The organism is Paraburkholderia sp. RL17-347-BIC-D (assembly GCF_046027915.1).
Classification (GTDB): Bacteria; Pseudomonadota; Gammaproteobacteria; order Burkholderiales; family Burkholderiaceae; genus Paraburkholderia.
On the sequence record NZ_JARESS010000025.1, the window covers coordinates 58,356 to 80,000 of the forward strand.

The 21,645-nt window shown below is 60.9% G+C and carries 18 protein-coding genes; 5 read left to right on the forward strand and 13 right to left on the reverse strand.

The genetic code is table 11. From position 1 onward, the window contains the following. Positions 1-56: 56 nt before the first annotated feature. The 6 genes from P0D96_RS28650 to P0D96_RS28675 form a co-directional block, all read right to left on the reverse strand. On the reverse strand, positions 57-1,454 hold the full coding sequence (locus P0D96_RS28650; protein ID WP_408316789.1) for an MFS transporter: 1,398 nt from the start codon (positions 1,452-1,454) through the stop codon (positions 57-59). 1,380 nt (positions 1,455-2,834) lie between these two features. Further along, on the reverse strand, positions 2,835-3,134 hold the full coding sequence (locus tag P0D96_RS28655; protein ID WP_132375577.1) for a hypothetical protein: 300 nt from the start codon (positions 3,132-3,134) through the stop codon (positions 2,835-2,837). 305 nt (positions 3,135-3,439) lie between these two features. Beyond that, the gene (gene dmeF / locus P0D96_RS28660) at positions 3,440-4,711 is read right to left on the reverse strand and encodes a CDF family Co(II)/Ni(II) efflux transporter DmeF (protein WP_408316792.1); all 1,272 of its coding nucleotides are present in this window, start codon (positions 4,709-4,711) and stop codon (positions 3,440-3,442) included. An 8-nt stretch (positions 4,712-4,719) separates the two neighbouring features. Further along, a complete protein-coding gene (locus P0D96_RS28665) occupies positions 4,720-4,995 on the reverse strand; it encodes a metal/formaldehyde-sensitive transcriptional repressor (protein ID WP_408180352.1) in 276 nt (91 codons plus the stop codon). Between the two features lie 211 nt (positions 4,996-5,206). Continuing rightward, complete coding sequence (gene chrA, locus P0D96_RS28670) at positions 5,207-6,550, reverse strand: chromate efflux transporter (protein WP_408316794.1); 1,344 nt, start codon at positions 6,548-6,550, stop codon at positions 5,207-5,209. Between the two features lie 495 nt (positions 6,551-7,045). Then, positions 7,046-7,354, reverse strand: coding sequence for an acylphosphatase (locus tag P0D96_RS28675; protein WP_408316796.1), 309 nt, complete (start codon positions 7,352-7,354; stop codon positions 7,046-7,048). A gap of 558 nt (positions 7,355-7,912) precedes the next feature. On the opposite strand from P0D96_RS28675, the gene P0D96_RS28680 reads away from it, so the two are divergent. Beyond that, positions 7,913-8,650, forward strand: a complete 738-nt coding sequence (locus P0D96_RS28680; RefSeq protein WP_408316798.1) for a hypothetical protein — start codon at positions 7,913-7,915, stop codon at positions 8,648-8,650. Positions 8,651-8,753: 103 nt separating this feature from the next. Here P0D96_RS28680 and P0D96_RS28685 read toward each other — a convergent pair whose 3' ends face one another. Both P0D96_RS28685 and P0D96_RS28690 read right to left on the reverse strand, forming a co-directional pair. Further along, complete coding sequence (locus P0D96_RS28685) at positions 8,754-9,632, reverse strand: NmrA family NAD(P)-binding protein (RefSeq protein ID WP_408316800.1); 879 nt, start codon at positions 9,630-9,632, stop codon at positions 8,754-8,756. 136 nt (positions 9,633-9,768) lie between these two features. Further along, on the reverse strand, positions 9,769-10,410 hold the full coding sequence (locus P0D96_RS28690; protein WP_408316802.1) for an HD domain-containing protein: 642 nt from the start codon (positions 10,408-10,410) through the stop codon (positions 9,769-9,771). 125 nt (positions 10,411-10,535) lie between these two features. Between P0D96_RS28690 and P0D96_RS28695 the strand changes: the two genes are divergently transcribed. After that, positions 10,536-11,555, forward strand: a complete 1,020-nt coding sequence (locus tag P0D96_RS28695) for a GlxA family transcriptional regulator (protein ID WP_408316804.1) — start codon at positions 10,536-10,538, stop codon at positions 11,553-11,555. A 567-nt stretch (positions 11,556-12,122) separates the two neighbouring features. On the opposite strand, the gene ppa is transcribed toward P0D96_RS28695, so the two are convergent. Beyond that, complete coding sequence (ppa, locus tag P0D96_RS28700) at positions 12,123-12,650, reverse strand: inorganic diphosphatase (protein ID WP_132375596.1); 528 nt, start codon at positions 12,648-12,650, stop codon at positions 12,123-12,125. A 252-nt stretch (positions 12,651-12,902) separates the two neighbouring features. Between ppa and P0D96_RS28705 the strand changes: the two genes are divergently transcribed. The 3 genes from P0D96_RS28705 (at position 12,903) to P0D96_RS28715 (ending at position 16,620) form a co-directional block, all read left to right on the forward strand. Further along, on the forward strand, positions 12,903-14,342 hold the full coding sequence (locus tag P0D96_RS28705; protein ID WP_408316806.1) for an aldehyde dehydrogenase family protein: 1,440 nt from the start codon (positions 12,903-12,905) through the stop codon (positions 14,340-14,342). Positions 14,343-14,385: 43 nt separating this feature from the next. After that, positions 14,386-15,144 (forward strand): SDR family oxidoreductase, encoded by a 759-nt coding sequence (locus tag P0D96_RS28710; protein WP_132375598.1) that lies wholly within the window; start codon positions 14,386-14,388, stop codon positions 15,142-15,144. A 156-nt stretch (positions 15,145-15,300) separates the two neighbouring features. Continuing rightward, positions 15,301-16,620 carry an MFS transporter gene (locus P0D96_RS28715; protein ID WP_408183259.1) on the forward strand — a complete coding sequence of 440 codons (1,320 nt, stop codon included), beginning with the start codon at positions 15,301-15,303 and terminating at the stop codon, positions 16,618-16,620. A 203-nt stretch (positions 16,621-16,823) separates the two neighbouring features. Here the strand turns inward: P0D96_RS28715 and P0D96_RS28720 are convergent, their stop codons facing one another. The 4 genes from P0D96_RS28720 to hemC form a co-directional block, all read right to left on the reverse strand. Continuing rightward, complete coding sequence (locus P0D96_RS28720; protein ID WP_408316808.1) at positions 16,824-17,006, reverse strand: cupin domain-containing protein; 183 nt, start codon at positions 17,004-17,006, stop codon at positions 16,824-16,826. Between the two features lie 277 nt (positions 17,007-17,283). Then, a complete protein-coding gene (locus P0D96_RS28725; protein WP_408316810.1) occupies positions 17,284-18,474 on the reverse strand; it encodes a heme biosynthesis protein HemY in 1,191 nt (396 codons plus the stop codon). Positions 18,475-18,476: 2 nt separating this feature from the next. Further along, entirely contained in the window at positions 18,477-20,495 is a 2,019-nt protein-coding gene (hemDX, locus tag P0D96_RS28730; RefSeq protein ID WP_408316812.1) for a fused uroporphyrinogen-III synthase HemD/membrane protein HemX, read from the reverse strand. Beyond that, positions 20,495-21,523: a hydroxymethylbilane synthase gene (hemC, locus tag P0D96_RS28735; RefSeq protein ID WP_408316814.1), complete on the reverse strand. Its 1,029-nt coding sequence runs from the start codon at positions 21,521-21,523 to the stop codon at positions 20,495-20,497. The genes hemDX and hemC overlap by 1 nt, the downstream gene beginning before the upstream one ends. Positions 21,524-21,645: the final 122 nt, after the last annotated feature.

The window sequence follows — 21,645 nt, forward strand, 5'->3', positions numbered from 1 at the left end:
GATAAGAGCGTACTGTCCTGTGTTCGCGTGTCCGGACCGCCATTCTCTATGGGCAATCAGAACCGTGTTTTGCTGCGTCTCAACGCTGAGGTGGCGATGGATACGTCATGTCGCTCCTCAGCTATCGGTTGGTCTTCGCCCGCAGCATCGGACTTTACGTCCGAGAGGTTTTCCCCACCCGTTTCCGGAGCCAGCACATGGCAGAAGACTCCGCCGATAAGCAGCACCGCAACACAGACACCTAACGGAGCGTGAATGCCAACGTGCTGCACTGCGAGCGGCAGCAGGAATGTGCTGATGGCCGAACCGAAACGGCTTGAGGCGACGGCCAAGCCGACGCCGGATGCTCGAAGGTGGGTCGGGAAGAGTTCGGGCGGATAGACGAATTCGAGGTTTGCTGCGGCTGACAGAATGCATGCGAAGAGCCCGAACGCCAGCATCGTGCCGATGGGTCCAAAGCTGGCGTACGCGAGCACAGCCAAGGCAAGCGCCGCAAAGTAGAAGGTCCCGATGAGGAACATGCGACGGGAGAGCTTATCGATAAGCAGCAGGCCAATCACTGCGCCGGCAAAGAGCAGGATGTTGTAGACGAGGCCGCCCACGAACTTGTCTTTTACTTGCAGCGCCTCAAGAACCTTCGGTGAAAAGGTGCCCAACGCAAAGTAAGGAATGACTTGGCACGTGTAGAAGACGCAGCCAACGATAGTGTTCTTGCGCCAACGCGGTGAGAACAGTTCCGACCAGGCGCCGCGTGATTGTTGAGGCGCCACGGTCTGCTTCGAAAGCATGACCTCTGGGCCGAACTTGCGATGGATGATGGCAAGCGCTTCATCGCCGCGACCACGCTTCATCAGCCACATCGGCGATTCGGGCACGATGAGCCGGAACGGAAGAATCAGCAGGGCCGGAACTCCGCTTGCCGCCAGCATGAGGCGCCATGCGTCAGGGCCGATATCCCGCATCGCGAAGCCGGCCAGGTAGGCACCGACGTACCCGGCGGCCCACGCCGCCGCGAGCACGCTAAGCAGACGTCCACGATAGCGACGAGGCGAATATTCCGTCACAAGGGATTTGCTTACCACGTAGTCGGCGCCGAGAATGAACCCGAGCACGAGGCGCAAGACCAGCAACTGCTCGGGCGACGTCACGAAATACTGGGCAGCGGAGACCACCGCGAAGAGCAGCATGTCGAACGCAAAAATCGTCCGACGGCCGTATTTGTCCGCAATCGGGCCCGCCAGCATGCTGCCAAAGAAGAGCCCTGCAAGCGACGCCGCCCCAAGCAGTCCCATCCATAGGGCATCGAGATGAAGCGGACCGGCAGCCATGGTGACGGCAATTCCGATAATTCCCAAGACGAAACCATCACTGAACTGCCCGCCCGTTCCGCTGAAGGCAACTCCCACGTGGAAGGGGCGAAGCGGTAAGTCCTCCAGCAATATGTGTCTGTTCACAATCGTCTCCTGTCTCTCGTTCTGGTGCTCAAGTGAAGAGCACCTTGGAAACCAGTTTATGGTGACGAATTCAGAAAAACAGCATGTTACGACCTAGTATCACTAATTCTAATACTGCCCCACAGCGGCGTTGAATTTGGGCTAACCCGAAGAAGCGGCCCGGAAAAAACGCCTTTCGCGGACGACAAAAGGCCGGCCGGAGAACCGCCCGGCCCTGGATATGCGGCACGACGTCACTATCCATCGCAGCCCTCGACGCAATACTTGAAGCGTAGGTTGCTAAGGAGCATGACAATCTTCCCGTAGTTATCCTTAGCGAGTCACATCGATCGGATGTTTGAGAGCAAAGAGGATGCGCGGTCGTCCCGCCTGATTCTGCGTGGCGCCGGCGGCGGCCGTCCCTTGTGCGAGAAAGGCGCCGTAGACTGCAAGCAGTAGCAGCCAGCACACGAATGATTATCAAGGATGTCATATAGACGGCATTCAACTATCGCATCTTGCGGTCAACATAGACGCGCCCTACCCTGAGTCCGGCTGAACATAAAGCTTCGGGTCGGCCGCAATTCTGCAATGTCATCTGGAGCACCCTCCCATCCTTCGCAGTTCGTAATGGAGCAAATATGGACGACAAGATGATTGCAGCGATTGTGACTCGGAAGTGGCCACTCGCCCAGGGTTATCACGCAGTCGAATTGCAGATAAAGCACCGGTTGGAACTACCGTCGTTCGAAGACGGAGCGATAGTCGACCTCGCTCGAGGCAATGGAAGCCGAGCCGTGCGGTCGCACCCGCTATGGCACGCTCCTTCACGACGTGACGCGTTTTTACTGGGAATCCGGCAAGAGGACGATAGCGAGACGGCACGAGCAAGTTCAGAATTCCCGTGGAACCGAGGAGACGAAATTTACGTAGGCGTTCCGCGAGACACTGCCGTTGTCATAGACCAAAGCGCGCGCTACATCCTGTTCTCAGCTGGCGTTGGAGTCAAAGCGATCGCAGGTGTGGCAAGGCATATCGCATCAGGGGCGGGATGCTGCCTGGAAATTCACAATTTCGCTAGAACACCCGAGCGAGCTGTCTTCCGGACGGATTTGGACGAACTTCGCGACCATGCTCAGGTTAACCACCGAATCGGTCTAAGCGAGGCGCAGATTGCGAACGCTACGGCTCACGCATTGAGCCCCACCCACGCGAACTCACATGTAATCTGCAGCGGACCACCGGCGTTCATGAAGCTTATCGAATGCCAAGCGCTTCAGTGGGTCTACCCCTCGAACATGCATAAAATCGTGCTTGGCGACAGAGTATTCAGACAATGATATTGCGGCGTTATCGCTTCCACGATACGAGCTCTATCACTGAGCCCGCCACAACGATGCATCAGTCATCGTCATCGTCATGGTGGTGCTTGTACCAACCACGATGCCGGCCATTGTCATGCCAACGCCGCTCCTCCCGGTATTCGTCCTGATATCCGTAGCCATAGGCCGGTACTGGCGCGTAGACGACGGGCGGCGATTGGTAGACAACCGGAGGCGGTTGATAGACGACCGGAGGCGGTGCCGCGTAGACTGGGCCGGGCACGCCAAGAAAGACGCCGATGTCCGCGTGAGCCAGTGCCGAGCTGGATGCACATCCCAGGGAAACTCCCAGCGCGGTTAAAACCAATACGCGTTTCATGGTGCTTTTCCATTCAGATTATGCGGACCGCCTGAAAGGGTCCGGCACAACATCGTAGACGGCGCGGAAAGTGCTCGGTGAAACCGAGTAGTCTCTCCGGTAACCGTTTGTAATACGCGGTATGGCTCACTGGCGGGGCCGTGCCAAATTTCTGACCGGTCCGGCGCTATCGCGAGGCGGCGACGCTCTTCGTTTGCGGATTGTCGTCGCGGCGAGCACGCCAAGAATGATGGGAATGGGCTTGCGATATCGCAGTAAGAAAACACCCAACGGATAAGCTGGTCTTACCATCGAAAGAGCATGGGTCAGGCCGCCGCCTGCGAAGGTCGCACTTCAACGGTGACATGCGACAGCCCCTTGAAGCGCTCGAGTACTGCATGATAGAAACGCGAATCTCGTTGGGGTTCACCTGTTGCCACCGACACCACCGCACTCATGTGACCTGGACCCACGCGCCATACGTGCAGGTCGACGACCTTGTCGCCACGGTCCTCAATAGCATGACGCACGTTCTCTGCCATACGTCGATCGGAGTTCATGTCGAGCAGGATTGCGCCCGTGTCTCGCATCAAGCCGTATGACCAGTTTGCAATCACCAGCGCACCAATCACGCCCGCCAGGGGGTCCATCCACAGCCAGCCGAACGCGCGCGCCAGCACCAGACCGATGATGGCCAGCACCGAGACCGCCGCATCAGCCATGACATGAATATAGGCTGACCGGATGTTGTGATCCCGGGTCGCAGCCTCATGCGCGTCGTGGCCGTGCTCATGCTCTTCGAACTCGACTTCGTGTTCGCCGTCCGGCATCCGCACGATGGCCTTGAAAGCATGCGGCTCGGGAATGTGTTCCTTCGATTCCAGATAGCCGCCACGATCCGCCAGCGCGAATACCTGTTGCGTCCCATCGGGCCGTACCGTCGTAACGGACACCGCTGAAGCGTCCAGTCGTGAACCCTGCGTCGCCGGTGTAATGCGGAAAACGGGTGGCACCCCATCTTCGAAGATGGAAACGGCAAACACACCGGACGGCGCAAAAATCTTTCGCACCTCGTTTTCATGAGCGTGGTCGTCGTGACCATGCTCATGACCATGACCATGGCTATGGCCGTGGTCACCGCCGCTCAGCAGCCACACGCTTGCCAGGTTGACTAGCAGGCCGACCACCGCGATAGGAATCGCTTCGCCGAAGTGAATGGGTACCGGCGACAGAAAACGCGACATCGCCTCGTAGCCAATCAGCACTGCAATCATCGCAAGCACGATGGCGCTCGTGAACCCTGCAAGGTCACCGAGCTTGCCGGTACCGAACACGAAGCGGGAGTCGGTGGCGTACTTGCGCGCGTAGGTGTACGCCAGCGCTGCAATCAGCATTGCTCCAGCATGCGTCGACATATGCAGGCCGTCGGCGACAAGCGCAAGCGAGCCGAACATACTGCCGCCAACGATTTCAACGAGCATCATCGCGCTGCACAGCGCAATCACAGCCCATGTCTTTCGTTCGTTCTTTTCATGACCGGCACCCAGAAAGATATGGTCATGTCCTGCGCCGAATGCGGCGTCTTTGAAATCATTCATTTCGAAACCTACTTGAAATAGCTGTGAACAACCTCGATGAGCTGTTCAGTCGCACTGCCGGCCAGCTCTTCGCCGTCGTTCGCATCGACAAGGTGGTTCCTGATGTGGTCCTCCAGCACCACGGCAAGCAGGCCGTTCATCGCTCCACGACAACTCGTAATCCGCTGCAGGACATCCGAACAACCATGCTCTTCCTCAAGCGCCCGTTCGATGGCCTCAACCTGCCCCTTGATACGGCGAACCCTGTTGAGAAGTCTTTGCTTTTCTTGAACCGTATGACTCATCGTGCTCTCCCGATACCCCCATGGGGTATATTGTGGTTTGCAGTCTACCATAGGGGGTAGGGGTATTGTTTCGTTCGTGGCAGCCGGGTGCCGCAGGCGTCTCGCCAAGGGCACTGCTCGTGGTCGCAGCCTGCAGTAAAAGGCTATTTGATCTTCTATTGGCGTGCGGCAGCGTAAGCAGCATCGGCGACTGGTGCTGGTAAAAAGCGCCTCAAAAAACGAACAGTCTCAGCGCGAGGCCGATTACACCGCATGTCAGCACGACCGGTATTACCCCGACCTTGAACCGGAACAGCGCGATACCGGCAGCCACACCTATAAGCAGCGAGGGCCATTCGAATCCACCATGCATGCCATGCGGCCACAACACGTGAAGGGCGAAGAACACGGCAAGGTTCACGATGACGCCAACCACAGCGGAAGTGATGGCTGTCAACGGCGCAGTAAATTTCAGATTACCGTGGGTCGTTTCGATGAAGGGACCGCCGAGCAGAATGAACAGGAAAGACGGCAGGAACGTAAAGAACGTTACGACGATGGACGCGACGACAGCAGAGGCCATTATTGCGTCCGGTCCGAACACTGCCTTGGTCCAGCCGCCAACGAAACCAACGAAGGAAACCACCATGATGAGCGGTCCAGGCGTGGTCTCGCCGAGCGCCAGGCCATCTATCATCTGCAGTCCGGTCAACCAGTGGTAGTTATCGACGGCACCCTGGTAGACGTACGGCAACACCGCATACGCGCCCCCGAAAGTTAGCAGGGCGGCTTTCGTGAAGAACCAGGCCATTTGCGTGAGTGTTCCCGTCCAGCCGTACACAAGCGAAAGTACCGCGATGGCCGCGAGCCATATAAGCATGAAGGCAGCAAGCACGACAGTGAATCGCTTCCATGTGAAGAGCGCGTGACGGGGAGTGGGTGTGTCGTCGTCAAGGAGTGCGGGACCGAACGCCTTGTCACCGCCCTTGTGCCCTCCACCAACAACGAATCTGGACGGAGCGTACTTGCCTCCAAAGTGACCGACGATCCCGGCGACCAGGACGATGAGAGGAAACGGGACATTGGCAACGAAGATAGCGACGAACGCGGCCGCCGCAATCGACCACAGCCACGCATTCTTCAGTGCGCGAGAGCCGATCCTGTACGCGGCGAAGACGACAATCGCCGTGACCGCCGGCTTGATGCCGTAAAGCACGCCTGCCACAGCCGGAACACTGCCGAAAGCCATGTAGACCCAGGATAGTCCTATCAGGATGAAAAGCGACGGCAGGACGAAGAGGCCTCCTGCAATCACGCCACCCCACGTGCGATGCATCAGCCAACCGATGTAGGTGGCGAGTTGCTGCGCCTCTGGTCCGGGAAGTACCATGCAATAGTTCAATGCATGCAGGAATCGCTTCTCGGAAATCCAGCGTTTTCGTTCGACCAGGTCCTGGTGCATGATGGCAATCTGCCCGGCCGGACCTCCGAAGCTGATAAAGCCTAGCTTGAGCCAGTACCAAAGCGCCTGGCCAATGGTGACCGACTCGACCGCCTGAATGCGCTGATTGCTCATTTCGTTGTCCGGCACCGGTTGACTTTGTTGCACTTGAAACTCCGAATGCTTCAGCTTGCGATTGAATGTTCAGCGGTGTGCCGATACCTCGGCGGCGTTACCCCAGACCGGTGGTCCAAATCGCGCAAGCGGTGCGGCTACGACGCCGGGTTTCCCATAGCGATTGGCAACGGATACTGAACGGAGAAAACTACTACGGAATCGTTCAGAAGTCCGTTCACCTCCGTCGCGTGGCTGCGCTCTTTTCCACCGCAGCGAAATGCGCGAGCAGCGAGTCAAGCATTTGGCTCATTTCGTTCAGCAGTTCGTCCTCGCTCAGCCCGCGTCATCACCGCCTCAAATCCCGCCTCGGGACGCACGTCGTGACGATAGACGTCGAGACACACCGCGCCTACTTTCCACTCAAAAACTTTGGCGGGCAGGCGATGCCGCGAATCTTACAGCCGAGGCTTTAGAAAGGCTCACGCGGCGCGTGCGGCCCTGGCGACCTTGCACCTACAACGTGGGCAGCCGCTCGAAGTTGTCAAAGCGGGCAAACGGTGGCGGAATTTCGGTTACCTCGAGCTCATCGACGAGCGCTGCCGACATGCCCTCACCGAGCCAGGCGCACATGACCGCCAACTGCTCCGGCGAACCCTGCAGCATCACCTCCACCGAGCCGTCCATACGGTTGCGGACCCAGCCGGTGACGCCCAGTTGTCTCGACCGTCGTACACAGGCCTCCCGATAACCCACGCCCTGCACCTGGCCACGGACCCGAATCAATCGGGTCTCCAAGAGCTCATCTTTATCTTCAGATTCCATGGGTGCATCCGTCTCATGAATTTTGACTCTGCTGCTACTCCGTGAATTTACACCTTGTTTCAAGCCGTTCGCCCCAAGGCCGATGACCGTTCGCCCGAGTTGCCGAACGGATGTTCAAGTCGACGTGGCGCAACACGGCACCCCGAAGCGGGTTAACATCGTCGGCGGCCGGCCTCCACCCGCGATTTACAAGGTGTCGTTTATCACTTTTTTACTTGTTGCCGAGTTTCAAGGCCGCCTAGAATCTCTAGGAATATCAAACAGAGGACAGATGCCGTGGACAATCGATGTCGTCGATTTCCTAACAGTTTCGCTGCCTGAGCGACAGGACCTCCGCGCCCGTTTTTTCCAAGCCGCCGTTTTGCCAGCAGGCAGACCTTGCGCGCCGTGGTGACTCTCTCTGTGCACCTCAATTAGCGCCATATGGCCGCAGCGATTGCGTGCGTCCGCATGGCACTGCGTCGTGACGCGTCAACTCTCGCCGCTGCGTTCGTTAGCACCTTTTCGAATCACTGGCGTGGGCAGACGCGTGCCCCCTCACTAAGACACGAGAAGCCTATGCATGCAGACAACGCCGCACTTGCAGCGGAATACCAGCAGTACCTTGGCGAGGCCGAAAAATGGTTCCGTCACGCGAAGGAAGTGACACACGCCGGGGTTGACACCAAGAGCGCCCGGGGAGTCGCGACGGGGTACACCGGCGAGCCGTATGGCCCACTGGCAGTGTTCAACGAATGGGCCGACCGGCAGTTCGCGAAGCAACTCGCGCCGGGATACTTTGACGCCGCGAATCTGAGCGACCGTGCCGCGTTCGACGTTTGGCAGGCTGAAATGGTGCGAGATATTCGCGCCCATTGGTCAAAGAAGCGCGTGTTTGGAACGCGCGGCAAGACCCATCAAATCGAATTCCCACCCCTGCCGTTTTTGCAAGCTTCGCGGCTGGCCAACAGTTTCATCAAGGCGTTGCGCGTCAAATGCAATAAGCGGCCGCACGTACTCGAGGCAATATTTGCCAACGGACACGTGGTGCTGAACGCGCCGACGTTGGCCGTGCTCCGCGACCTGCACACGACACTTCCGGAGTACAACTTGCTGCAAAGCGAGGCCGAAGTCCAGCTAAGCTATCGCTCGATTCAACAGCGCGCGCGAGACTTCTGTGCGGAATATGGCGGCTCTCCACTACTGCTCGATGTCTTCGCTCGTAGCAAGCGGGCGGACCTTGAAGGCAAGGACCTGGATTCCCGCTCTTCTCTGGTTGGCCGGTCGCGAAGTCAGGTCCAGCTCGTAACCTCTTGAAGAATGGCGGCGTTTGTTTCGGCGAGGGGCTCATACCTTTTCGATAACGGGTTGACGAGTTCTTTCGACCGACCATTGGTCGCGAACTACACAAAGGCACGCGCTACACGAACAGTTCACGATTGGCCCGGACAAAGTCTTCAACGGTCTCGGGGGCTTTCCCGGTGACTTGTCCGATGACGCTGTCCTCGCCAACGAAGACGCTGTTCTGGTAGTCAACTGCGACTTCTATGAAGTGCTGAATCGTGAATTCGGGAAGGTCGTATTTTTCAAGGTGCTCGCGATACGCTTCGAGGGTGGTCGGACTGTAGGTGATTTGTCGTCCGACGATGCTGCTCAATTTCTCGGCAATCTCTTGCTGGCTCACTTCCACGGGGCCGCAGAGCTCGTAGCTCTTGCCAATATGGTCGTGAGGATTGGAGAGAACTGCAGCGATGAAGCGCGCCTGGTCCTCTGCCGAAATTGGAGCGTGCCGGCCTGTTCCGTACGGAAGAGCAATCTTCCCTTCTTGCACTATCGTGTCGAGCACCCAAGGGAACGTCAGCCACTCCGAAAAGAAGGTCGGTCGGATGTGGACAGCCGCAACGCCGGACCAGTCCAGAATGCGTTCGGCAATCCAGTGGTCGCGTGCGGCGTGGCTTTTTGCGTCTTCGCGCGCGGATATTTGCGACATGTTCACAACGACTCCAAGCCCGGCGCGGCGTGCGGCGTCTGCGAAATAGGCGGTAGCTTGAATGAAGCCCGGACGCACGGGGTAGCAGAGGTATGCGCCATCCATCCCGGCAGTGGCGCGAATGGCGTCGTCATGCTCGAGCAGGTCTCCTACGACGATTTCCGCTCCGGCTTGTCTCAGCGCTTCGCTGCGCTCATCCTCTTGGCGCACCAGAGCGCGAACGAGATGTCCAGCCTCGAGCAGATGACGAACCGTGTGGACGCCGGTTTTACCAGTGGCGGCAGTAACCAGCAATTTGAGTTGTTTCATGGTGACTTTCCTTTTGAACAATTGAGCGCGCTCGCGACGGGCGCATTGAGTCGGTTATGGACCGAGTCCCTATCTCTCATCGAGCATCCAGCCCGAAGACCAAACGAGTTCAAGCCGAGCTTCCTCGGACGACCCTTCAGCTCTCGAAGGGAGCGTGGTCGATGAGGTCGCAGACGTCTGGGGACTTGAAGCCGTGCACGTGGCGGTAGCCAATGTCGACCAGTCCGGTGCCCGTCGCGGTATGCGGCTTTTTTCGTACGACCTCCGCCAAAGCGGTCTGAAATGCGACCTTGAATCCATCTCGTGGGTAGAGTTGAAGCACGTCGTCAATAAACGAGGGTGCGATCTCATCGAACCAGAGCCCAAACACATCGACATGGGCACCCATATGCACGAGGGCGACTTCTGCTTCCCTGCGCTCCGCGATGCCTGCGCTGGAGTGCAGCGCGATGCCGTCCCAGACGAGTTGCGCTTTCGATTCCGGATAGTCGTTAGCGAGAAGAATCCGACTGGCAGCGTTGGCGCCATCGACTTCGAAGCGCTGGTCCGCTGCGAACTCAGCCGTAAGCCCCAGGTCGTGGAGCAGTGATGCGAGATACACCACCTCTCGGTCGTATTTCAGTCCTCGGACCTTGCCAAGGACCTCGGCGAACCACCACGTACGGTGCACGTGCCCCAGCATCGATTGCGAATGGGCACGCTCGACGATCAAGGCGGCTTGACGGGTGAAGACGGAATCCGGAGCAGTGAACTGTCCGATAGTGACAGGCAGAATCATGAGCGCCCTCCAAAGTGTGAAGTTGACGGTTCAGAATATCGGCGACTCATCCGGCGTAAATGACTGTTTTTGGATGATTTATGCCACAATTGCGTGTTGGTCGGCGGCTCAAGTAGGAGGCATTCATGAGGAATCGGACAAAGCCGAAAGACCTTCGCGCGGGAATGTCAACGAAACGGGTCGTCATTCTGGGTTTGCCGCCAGTTGACGCTCTCGACGTTATTGGCCCGGCAGAGGTCTTCGCATTCGCGAACGAGCTGCAAGCTGGCCAGCCCGCGCCGTACGACCTTCAGCTAGTCAGCGCGGGAGCTGATGTGTTCATGGACAGCGAATCGGGAATTGGTCTTCGGGGACACCGCACGCTCGAACAGGAACGCAGAGAAAACAAGCCCATCGACACCTTGATGGTCGCCACGGGGTTTCAACCCATCGAGCAGCTACACCCCGCTGCCATAGCCTGGATTTCAACCCGGGCTGCGACGATACGGCGGGTGTGCTCGATATGTGTTGGCGCCTTCGCCCTCGCTGACGCGGGGCTTTTAGATGGCCGACGCGCAACAACGCATTGGGCCATGGCCCCTCGCCTTGCCGAGCGCTACCCCCTGGTGCAGGTCGACCCCGCGCCGATATGGGTGAAGGACGACAACGTGTACACGTCCGCGGGAATTTCTTCAGGGATAGACTTAGCTCTTGCTCTCGTCGGCGAAGACCTGGGAAACAGCGTTGCGCTGGAAATTGCAAAAAATCTGGTTCTCTTTTTGCGTCGCCCGGGTGGACAGGCTCAGTTCAGTGCCTCCCTTCGTTCGCAGCACGTTGCTGACTCAAAGCTGGCCAAGCTGTGCCTCTGGATAAGCGAGCACCTTGATTCGGACCTGACGGTAGAGATGCTGGCTGACCAGATGGCCACAAGTGTCAGGACATTGATACGCACGTTCGAGCGAGAGTTGAGAACGACGCCCGCAAAGTACGTCGAGGACGTTCGGCTCGAAGCAATCTGCCGTGCGCTCGAACTGGGCGAACGGTCGATGGAGACTCTTGCACGTCGATTCGGTTACCGCAGCGTCGACGTGTTAAGGAAGGCCTTCGTGCGGCGCTTCGAGATAAGCCCGCGCGAATACGCAGAACGCTTCCTGGTAGTTACATGATGGCTGCGTCGCGGTCACGGTTGCCTGGCGGCTCGCCTTCCATCGCAGCCAGCACCGGGGTTGAGCTCATCTCAACGGCTACGAAGACATGCTCGTAGTGATGCGACAGGAACTCGAACAGCTCTCTCCGAAGTGGTCAATGCGCCGTCGCCGAGGTCAATCAACTGTCGCATCAGAGTGAGCGGCACGACCTCCACTGATGGAGCCGCCGGATGGCAGCACCTATCAGAGCGGTAATCAGCGACCCGATGATGTCGACAAGGACGCCTACGCCGCCAACGACCAGTCAAAAAAATAATGCCATGCGAAACCGGGGCCGTATTTGTTACACGTTGGGTTTCAACCGCTTTGGCATCGTGCTAGCCAGCGGCAGGCAGGCGGCCATTCACAAGGGTTTACACCTAGATATAAAAATGGCTTCGGTTCATCCTCTCGATGCACTGCGTCCATGTGTCCACACTCGGGACCAGGCGGCACGCGACGCCCTCGTGTTTCGACAAGCCATGAAAAAACCGCGCGGCCTTCGCAGGCTCGCGCGGTTTTTCTGTCCATCAAACGTGACGCAGCTTACTTCTTGTAGTTCGCCGCGCCTTCGGTGATTTCCTTGTGCGCGGCGTCGATGCCCGCCCAGCCGTCGACCTTCACCCACTTGCCCTTCTCGAGCGCCTTGTATTGCTCGAAGAAGTGCTTGATCTGGTCTTTCAGGTACGCCGGGACGTCGTCGATCGACTTCAGGTCGGCGGTCATCGGGCAGACCTTGTCGTGCGCGACGGCGACCAGCTTCGCGTCGACGCCGGATTCGTCGGTCATTTGCAGCATGCCGAGTGCGCGGGCACGCACCACCGAGCCAGCCAGCAGCGGGAACGGCGTGATGACCAGCACGTCGACCGGATCGCCGTCGCCCGACAGCGTTTGCGGAATGTAGCCGTAATTCGCCGGATAGCGCATGCCCGTGCTGATGAAACGGTCGACGTGGAGCAGGCCCGTTTCCTTATCCGCTTCGTACTTCACCGGATCGCTTTGCGCCGGGATTTCGATGATGACGTTGAAATCTTGCGGAAGGTCTTTGCCTGCGGGGACGTGATTGAAGCTCATGAGCGCTCTCTGATCAGGATGGAATTCGGAACACGGCGCGCGGTGCGGCCACTCGAACGGCATGCATCGTGAAACTCGCCTCGAGCGCCGGCGCTGCGGCCGGACAGTGCGGAATACGCCATTATAGCCAATCGGCCGATGGCACCCCGCGTTGGATCGGCGCGATAATCATCTGGCGTCTCTCGATTGTGCCTCTCGTTTGTGAACACCACGTAACCGCAACGCGGCCGCGTGACACCTCAAGGAGCATGCATGGAAGAAGCCCGACACTTCATCGGCGGCGAGTGGTCCGCCGCCTCAGGCGGCGAGACGATCGCCGTGCTCGATCCCTCGGACGGTCAGCCCTTCACCCAGCTGGCACGCGGCACCGCGGCGGATATCGACGCCGCCGTACACGCCGCGCGCCGCGCCTTCGAAGGCGCGTGGGGCCAGGCGAGCGCCGCCGAACGCGGCCGCGTGCTGTACCGGCTGTCCATGCTGGTCGCCGCGCGCCAGGAAGAACTCGCCCTCCTCGAAGCCCGCGACACCGGCAAGCCGCTCAAGCAGGCGCGCGCCGATTCGGCCGCCCTCGTCCGCTATTTCGAGTTCTACGCCGGCGCGGCGGACAAACTGCACGGCGAAACGCTGCCTTACCAGACCGGCTACACGGTGCTCACGATCCGCGAGCCGCACGGCGTAACCGGCCATATCGTGCCGTGGAATTACCCCATGCAGATTTTCGGCCGCAGCGTGGGGGCGGCGCTCGCCACCGGCAACGCATGCGTTGTCAAACCGGCCGAAGATGCGTGTCTGTCCGTGTTGCGCGTCGCCGAACTGGCCGCCGAGGCGGGTCTGCCTGCCGGCGCGCTGAATATCGTCACCGGCTACGGGCATGAAGCGGGCGCGGCGCTCGCACGGCACGCCGGCATCGATCACATTTCGTTCACCGGGTCGCCGGAAACCGGCAAGCTCGTCACGCAGATGGCCGCCGAGAATCACGTGCCGGTCACGCTGGAACTGGGCGGCAAGTCGCCGCAAATCGTTTTCGCCGACGCGGACCTCGACGCGGCGCTGCCCGTGCTGGTGTCGGCGATCGTGCAGAACGCGGGACAAACCTGCTCGGCGGGCAGCCGCGTGCTGATCGACCGCGCTATATACGAACCCTTGCTAGACCGGCTGAGCGGCGCGTTTCAAGCATTGCGCGTGGGCCCCTCGCAGGCCGATCTCGACTGCGGGCCGCTGATCAGCGCGAAACAGCAGCGGCGCGTGTGGGATTTCCTCTCCGACGTGCAACACGACGGCATCGCCATGGCGGCGCACGGCGAGGTGATTCCCGAAGCGCCGGAAAGCGGCTTCTATCAGGCGCCGACGCTGCTGCGCGATGTGCCCGCCAGCCACCGCCTCGCCCGTGACGAAGTGTTCGGACCCGTCCTCGCCGCCATGTCCTTCAGCGACGAAGACGAAGCGCTGGCGCTGGCCAACGGCACGCCGTTCGGCCTCGTCGCCGGCATCTGGACGCGCGACGGCGGCCGGCAGATGCGGCTCGCGCGCCGCCTGCGCTCTGGTCAAGTGTTCATCAACAACTATGGCGCGGGCGGCGGCGTCGAATTGCCGTTCGGCGGCGTCAAGCATTCGGGCCACGGCCGCGAAAAGGGCTTCGAGGCGCTGTATGGCTTCACGGTGCTGAAAACCATCGCGATCCGGCACGGTTAGTCGAGCATACGTATCACCATCCACAACAAACAGCGGAGACATCATGCGGTTGACAGGTAAAACAGCCATCGTCACGGGTGGCGGCTCGGGTTTCGGCGAAGGCATTGCGAAGACCTACGCGCGCGAAGGCGCGAACGTCGTGGTCAACGATCTGAACGGCCCGGCCGCCGAGCGCGTGGCGAGTGAAATCGCGCTGGCCGGCGGCAAGGCCATCGCGGTGGCAGGCAACGTCGCCCAGCGCGACGACTGGCAAAAACTGCGCGAAGCCGCGCTCGAAGACTTCGGCAGCGTGCAGATCGTCGTCAACAACGCCGGCACCACGCATCGCAACAAGCCCGTGCTGGAAGTGACGGAAGCCGAATTCGACCGCGTCTACGCGGTGAACGTGAAAAGCATTTACTGGAGCGTGCAGGAATTCGTACCGTATTTCCGCGAGCAGGGCGGCGGCTGCTTCATCAATATTGCGTCCACGGCGGGTGTGCGGCCGCGCCCTGGGCTTGTCTGGTACAACGGCAGCAAAGGCGCGGTGATTATCGCGAGCAAGTCGCTGGCGGTCGAACTGGGTCCGGACCGCATTCGGGTGAACTGCGTGAATCCGGTGATCGGCGAGACGGCGCTGCTGTCCGAATTCATGGGCGTTGAGGATACGCCGGAGAATCGTCAGCGCTTTCTCGCCGGCATTCCGCTCGGGCGTTTCTCGACGCCGCAGGACATCGCCAACGCCGCGCTCTATCTGGCTTCGGACGAGGCGGAGTTCATCACCGGCGTGTGTCTTGAAGTAGACGGCGGGCGCTGCGTGTAGCGCCGCGCCGCAATCCGGTCTGCGAGGGTTTCGCGTGCTGCGGCCCTCGCCGCAGTCAGTGTTTTCCCCCGGTATCGATTCGTCGTGCAAACCACTGAGCGCGGATAGAATCGATCGACAGCGGTACTTCAATTCCACAAGAAAAGAGGAGACACCATGGCTAGTCCCGCAAATCCGCTCCACCATCCCGGCGCGGGTGCGCCGCCTTCCACCTTCGAAGAGGCGACCTACCGCAAGGTCACCTGGCGGCTCGCGCCGCTGTTGATGCTCTGTTACGTGGTCGCGTATCTCGATCGCGTCAACGTCGGTTTCGCCAAGCTGCAAATGACCAGCGATCTCGGTCTGAGCGACGCGGTCTACGGTTTCGGCGCGGGGATTTTCTTTCTCGGCTATTTCATCTTCGAAATTCCGAGCAATGTGATCTTGCACAAAGTCGGCGCACGCGTGTGGATCGCGCGGATCATGGTGTCGTGGGGCGTGATCTCCATGCTGACCATGTTCGTCACTACGCCGACCATGTTCTACGTGATGCGCTTCCTGCTCGGTCTCGCAGAAGCGGGATTTTTCCCCGGCATCATTCTGTACCTCACCTACTGGTATCCGTCGCACCGGCGCGGCCGCATGACCACCTGGTTCATGACGGCGATCGCGCTGTCAGGCGTGATCGGCGGTCCGGTGTCGGGTTATATCCTGAAGAGCTTCAACGGCGTGAACGGCTGGCATGGCTGGCAGTGGCTGTTTCTGCTCGAAGGGATTCCTTCGGTGATCGTCGGCATCATGGTGTTCGTCATGCTGGACGATCGTATCTCGAAGGCGAAGTGGCTCACCAAGGAAGAGCAGCAATTGCTCGAACGCCACGTCTCCGCCGAAGAAGCCACCAAGCACGACATGCCGATTCGCCAGGTGCTCACGAGCGGCCGCGTGCTGATGCTGAGCCTCACGTATTTCTCGTTCGTGATGGGTCTGTATGGCGTGAGCTTCTGGCTGCCGACCATCATCAAGGCGACCGGCGTGACGGATGCGTTCATGATCGGGTTGCTCTCGGCGGTGCCATTCGCGGCGGCCGTGGTGGCGATGGTGTTCGTGTCGCGCAGTGCGGACCGCAAGCGCGAGCGGCGCTGGCATATTGCGTTGCCGGCGTTCGCGGGCGCGATCGGGCTCGTGCTGTCGGTCGTGTGGGCGCACAACACCGTGCTGGCGATGGCCTCGCTCACGCTCGCGACGATGGGCATTCTGACCACGCTGCCGCTGTTCTGGAGTTTGCCGACAGCGATTCTGGCGGGCACGGGCGCCGCTGCCGGCATCGCCATGATCAATTCGATCGGCAATCTGGCGGGTTTTCTCAGCCCGTATGCGGTGGGCTGGCTCAAACAGGTGACGGCCGCGAACGACTCCGGCATGTATATGCTGGCGGCGTTCCTGGTGCTTGGCGGTCTGCTGGCGATCAGCGTGCCGGCGAAGATGGTTAATAAGTGAGAGGGAGGCGCGGGCCTTGGCAGTGATCTACTGCTGAGGCTTTGCGTTGGTGTGCGAAGGAGCGACCACTTCATCGCTGAATATGGTGGTTTCGACAAATGTTGGCGGACTGCTGCCGAGGGCGTGGGGCGGTAGTCGGCCAGCAAGAGACAGTCGGCACATCGCGTCGAACGGCTGAGTTCCATACAAGGCAAACGGTCCCATCAGTCCGGGGCGCGTAGAAACCGTCGCTTGTCATCAGCCGGTTCAAGTTCAACGACTGCAAGTTTTGCCGCGGTGTCGCCGACGACGCGGCTTCGATGTCCTCGTCCGATCGTATCTTCAAGAAGCAGCGCATCGCCCGGCCGGGCAGGTTGGCGCTCTCCCTCAGAGGCCTCGAATTCCATTTCCCCCGTCGAGAACGAATATCCACATGCGAAGCGGAGATGGATGCAGATCACCGATGCACGAAAAGCGCGATGATCAGGTTGTCCTCCACTACCGTGCAACAACCGTCCACTGCACCGCACTAGGCGACCAAATCAAGCACCACAGAACAGGCACAGCAGAAAGCACGAATAAAAAATGGCCGCAGCATCCGCTGCGGCCATCAACTCATCAACCAGCAATTTCAAAGTCTCAAAGCAGCGCTTCAAGAACCACACACGCGCCGCTCAAAAACCCTCAAACGATATTCATCGCCAACGCACTCTCCCGATAGTGCTGGCTAGCTTTGTCCGCATCGCCGAGCTGCTCGTGCAAACGCGCCAACGCACGATGCGAGCGAATCCTCAGCGTCTCGTTGTCCGCGAGCTTCAGCGCGCGCTCAAGGAACGACTGCGCCTTGCCCCACAACTGCTGATGCAGACACAAACGCCCCAGCGCAAACATCAAGTCCGCATCTTCCGGACGATCCTTCTGCCACGCTTCGGCCTTCTGGATTAGCGGCAACGCGTCGCCCGCGGTCGTGTCCGGATAGCGGCGCAGCAAGCGCGCGTCCCAGTTTTGCGCCAGCGCTTCCTCGACGATCTTGCGCGCTTCCTGCGGACGGTTCAGCGACACCAGCAACTCCGCAGCGAGATCCGCGAGACGCGGCGAATGACGCTCGGTGGGCGACAGCGAATTCCACAACTCCAGCAACGCATCGGCATTGTGACGCCGGTCACGCAGCAGGTTTTCCGCCGCGAGTTGGCGCAAGCGCACCGCCACAGCCGGATGAATCGCTTCGCGTTTTTCCAGCATCTTGACGAGCTTGAGCACTTCACTCCAGTTCTTCAATTGCTGTTGCGCGCGCAACATGATCTGCTGCGCGTGAATGCGCCGCGCGCCCTGTGACTGCATTTCGGTCAGCGCCGTCAGCGCGCCGTCCGCGTCACGGCCATCGGCGCGCATGTCGGCGGTGGCCATCAGGCGTGCGTCCTGCCAGTCGGCCTCGTTGATCTGCGCGAGCCACTCGTCGCGCCGCGCATATTCATGCATGCGATGCGCCGCGGTGGCCGCGATCAAGCCGGCCGCGCCCTTGTTGTCGCCATTCGCGAGCGCGTCTTTAGCGGCTTTCTCGGCACGCGAAAAACGCCCGGCGTACAGATTGCCGATCGCGTCACGCAGCGCGGCATGCGCTTTCGCGACACGCGAGCGCGCGCGATAAGCGGCCACACGTTGCGGCATGCGCCAGATATTGCGGAAGATGCGCAGCAGCGCATACATCAGAATGAACAACACCACCAGCCCGACCACGAACAGATTCAACGACATGTCGACGCGGTACGGCGGATAGATCAGCAGCACCTGCCCCATGTCGAAGCGTCCGACCACCGCCAGCACCACCGCGATGGCGAACAGCAACGCAAGCCATAGAAGTCCCCGGATCGCCATGATTAACCTCGGCTCCGGTATTGATTGACGGCCTGCAGGCTCGTGTTCAGATTCGGCAGTTCAACCGCGGCCGAGCCCGCCTCCACCTGCTTGACGAGATCGGTCACGGTTTGCGTCTTCTTCGACGAGTTGTCGAAGTAACGCGTGAGCGCATTCTCCGCCGCCTGCAGGTCGGACTTCAGCGTGGTCTCGTTGCGCGAGAGCAAGGCGAGACGCGCCGACAGCAATCGCAGCTTGAGATTCTCGCGCACGAAGTAGCCCTCGTCGGGCGTGACCAGCATCGCGTCGGCGTTGTCGATGCGACGTACCTGCACGAGGCTCGTCAACTGCTGGCCGATGCCGGTGGTCACTTCACGCCACCACACCTTCCAGCGCGGCTCGCCGGTGGCCGCGGCCACCTTCGCCGTGTCGGCCCACGTCGCGGCTTGCGGCGTGGCATGGGCGATCGGTGCTTCGCCCGAGAGCGGCAGGCTGTCGACCTGGTCGATCGCGTTGTCGAGCTTGATGGCCATGCCCGTGAGATCGGTGGAAGGCGCGGCCTTCAGCTTGTCGATGTCTTGCGCGATCGCCTTGCGCACGGTGACCGCCTGCGGGCTGTCCGAGGCGGCGAGACGCGTGTCGGCGCTTTGCAGCGCGAACAGCGCGAGCTGCGTGTTGCCGGTGAGCTGCAACTGCTGGCTGGCGGCGGAGAGCATCTGGCCGACTTCGGCAAGGGTCCAGTCGTCGCGATTGCGCGCAAGATCCGCGTATTGCTGCTGCAGCGCCTGCTGCCCGGCCTGCGCATCGGCGAGCTTGCCTTCGAGTTGCGCGACCTGCGAGTCCGACTGATGCACGGTGGCGAGCGCCTGTTCCGTCTTGATGCGCAGCTCGTTGGTCTGCGTGTCGTTGGCTTGCTGGCGCTGCACGATCTGCTGCTCGGTGCGCTCCACCTTGCGATTGAGCGCATAGCCGCCCACGCCCGCGGCACAAGCAATGATCACGACGACAAACCACAGCAGCGGTCCGCTCGCGCTATGGCGCTTTTGCGCTTCGTAGGGCGTGAAGGGTTGATTCGGCGGCAACGCAGTGGTCGCGGCCGGCTGGGGTGAAGCGTTCGTGGATGCGTTCGTTTCAGTCATGCGTGATTTAGCCGGTGAATGAGCCGGGTTGGACGGTACCGGTTGAACTACGGTCGGGACGGCGGCAATCAGCGCGCGGGCAATGCGCTCATCGCCCGCGCCGGACACCGTAATGCTATCAAAACCCAATGCCCGCGCGGTCTGCGCGATACGGGGATGCGGCGTGACGAGCGCGGCGCGTTTGAGCTGCGCGATTTCGTCGGCGGTGAGGTGGTCTTGCGCCAGCTCGTGCAGATTGCGCACGCCTTCGGAACTGGTGAGCAGCCAGACGTGCGGCACGCCCGCGAGCAACTCGTGCACGCGCGCCCAGCCGCCGATCGACGGCTCCGGCACGAGGCGCCGGTACGCCGCGACGGTGTCGACTTCGGCGCCGGCTTCGCGCAGCCGGTCGGCGAGCCACTCGCGGCCGCCGTCACCGCGTACGATCAGCACGCGCTTGCCTTCGAGGCTGGTCGCGTCGAGCGCGCTGTCGATCGCCGCAAAGAGACCTTCGGAATCGAAGCGCGCGGTGTCTTCATCCGCGCCGGACGGAGGACTGATCACCTTGTAGGCAGGTGCGGCCACGCCGTGGCGCGCCAGCGCCTGCACGCTGCCCGGCCCGACGACGCCGATCGGCAGCGCATGCGGCCAGATCGCATCGCTGCGGGCAAACGCGTGATCGACGGCATTCGGCGACACGAACACGACGAGCGCATAGCGTTCGAGCGAGGCCAACGCGGCGCGCAACGGCGCCTCGTCGGTGACGGGCGCGATGTCGATCAGCGGAAAGTCGAGCGTGGCGATGCCGGCCGCGGTGAGTCGCGCGATCAGTTCGTTCGACTGACCGGCCGGTCGCGTAATCACGACCGTGAACGCCGCCTTGTCGACGGATGGGGATGTGTTGCCGGGGATATCGGCCGCCATCACTCGCCGGTCGCCGCGCTGTCCGGCGCGCCGTCTTGCGCCGTGCCCTGCTTCGCAGCGGCGGGACCGCTGGCGGTGCTGAGCGCGCGAACGATGTCCATCGCGCCTTGCTGTTCGAGCGCGCTCGCCACTTCCTGGCCGAGCGCGACGGCGCGTTCGACGCTGGGCGCGGGCGCCGACGCCTGTGCGCTCAGCACACGCTGCCCGTCGGGCGTGGCGACGATGCCGCGCAGATGCAGCGCGCCGTCGCACCACATGGCATACGCGGCGAGCGGCACTTCGCAGCTGCCGCCGAGCGCGCGCGAAACCATGCGCTCCGCTTCGACGGCGGCTGCCGTGTGGTCGTGATGCAACGGTGCGAGCCATGCAGCGAGCTCTGCGCGGTCGGCGCGAATCTCGATGCCGAGCGCGCCCTGGCCCGCCGCGGGCAGGCTGTCTTCGGGATCGAGCAGCGCGCGGATGCGCTCGCCCAGACCCAGCCGCTTCAGACCGGCTGCGGCCAGAATGATCGCCGCGTAATCGCCGCGATCGAGTTTCGACAGACGCGTATCAAGGTTGCCGCGCAACGGCCGCACTTCGAGGTGCGGATAACGCATGCGCAGCATGGCCTCGCGGCGCAGGCTGGAGGTGCCGACCACGGCGCCGGCCGGCAGTGCGGCGAGCGAGTCGTAGTCGTTGGAGACCAGCGCGTCGCGCGGATCTTCGCGCTCCATGATGGTGGACAGCGCAAAGCCTTCGGGCAATTCCATCGGCACGTCTTTGAGCGAGTGCACGGCGAGGTCGGCGCGGCCGTCGGCGAGCGCGGCTTCAAGTTCCTTCACGAAGAGGCCCTTACCACCAACCTTCGACAAAGTGCGATCGAGAATTTGATCTCCACGTGTTGTCATTCCGAGGATTTTTACGTCACAAGATGGATATAATTTGTGCAGCGCACATCGCACATGCTCCGCTTGCCACATGGCCAGGCGGCTTTCTCGCGACGCAATCACAAGCGTGTGGGGTGGCGTGGAAAACGTCTCGGTGTTCATTAGCTTGCTGATCGAATGACGGGATGTAATAACAAACAATGTTAGCACGCGCCCTTGTGTCTCAAGACGCGGCGGAGCGCCGTGCTGAAGCGGTATCGATGGAGGAGACGGGCTTCGCGCTG

Bases quoted from the DNA above. Each gene is read 5' to 3' on its own strand.
- P0D96_RS28655 (WP_132375577.1), bottom strand. From the start codon at position 3,134: ATGAAACGCGTATTGGTTTTAACCGCGCTGGGAGTTTCCCTGGGATGT.
- dmeF (WP_408316792.1), bottom strand. From the start codon at position 4,711: ATGAATGATTTCAAAGACGCCGCATTCGGCGCAGGACATGACCATATC.
- P0D96_RS28665 (WP_408180352.1), bottom strand. From the start codon at position 4,995: ATGAGTCATACGGTTCAAGAAAAGCAAAGACTTCTCAACAGGGTTCGC.
- chrA (WP_408316794.1), bottom strand. From the start codon at position 6,550: ATGAGCAATCAGCGCATTCAGGCGGTCGAGTCGGTCACCATTGGCCAG.
- P0D96_RS28675 (WP_408316796.1), bottom strand. From the start codon at position 7,354: ATGGAATCTGAAGATAAAGATGAGCTCTTGGAGACCCGATTGATTCGG.
- P0D96_RS28680 (WP_408316798.1), top strand. From the start codon at position 7,913: ATGCATGCAGACAACGCCGCACTTGCAGCGGAATACCAGCAGTACCTT.
- P0D96_RS28685 (WP_408316800.1), bottom strand. From the start codon at position 9,632: ATGAAACAACTCAAATTGCTGGTTACTGCCGCCACTGGTAAAACCGGC.
- P0D96_RS28690 (WP_408316802.1), bottom strand. From the start codon at position 10,410: ATGATTCTGCCTGTCACTATCGGACAGTTCACTGCTCCGGATTCCGTC.
- P0D96_RS28695 (WP_408316804.1), top strand. From the start codon at position 10,536: ATGAGGAATCGGACAAAGCCGAAAGACCTTCGCGCGGGAATGTCAACG.
- ppa (WP_132375596.1), bottom strand. From the start codon at position 12,650: ATGAGCTTCAATCACGTCCCCGCAGGCAAAGACCTTCCGCAAGATTTC.
- P0D96_RS28705 (WP_408316806.1), top strand. From the start codon at position 12,903: ATGGAAGAAGCCCGACACTTCATCGGCGGCGAGTGGTCCGCCGCCTCA.
- P0D96_RS28710 (WP_132375598.1), top strand. From the start codon at position 14,386: ATGCGGTTGACAGGTAAAACAGCCATCGTCACGGGTGGCGGCTCGGGT.
- P0D96_RS28715 (WP_408183259.1), top strand. From the start codon at position 15,301: ATGGCTAGTCCCGCAAATCCGCTCCACCATCCCGGCGCGGGTGCGCCG.
- P0D96_RS28720 (WP_408316808.1), bottom strand. From the start codon at position 17,006: ATGGAATTCGAGGCCTCTGAGGGAGAGCGCCAACCTGCCCGGCCGGGC.
- P0D96_RS28725 (WP_408316810.1), bottom strand. From the start codon at position 18,474: ATGGCGATCCGGGGACTTCTATGGCTTGCGTTGCTGTTCGCCATCGCG.
- hemDX (WP_408316812.1), bottom strand. From the start codon at position 20,495: ATGGCGGCCGATATCCCCGGCAACACATCCCCATCCGTCGACAAGGCG.
- hemC (WP_408316814.1), bottom strand. From the start codon at position 21,523: ATGAACACCGAGACGTTTTCCACGCCACCCCACACGCTTGTGATTGCG.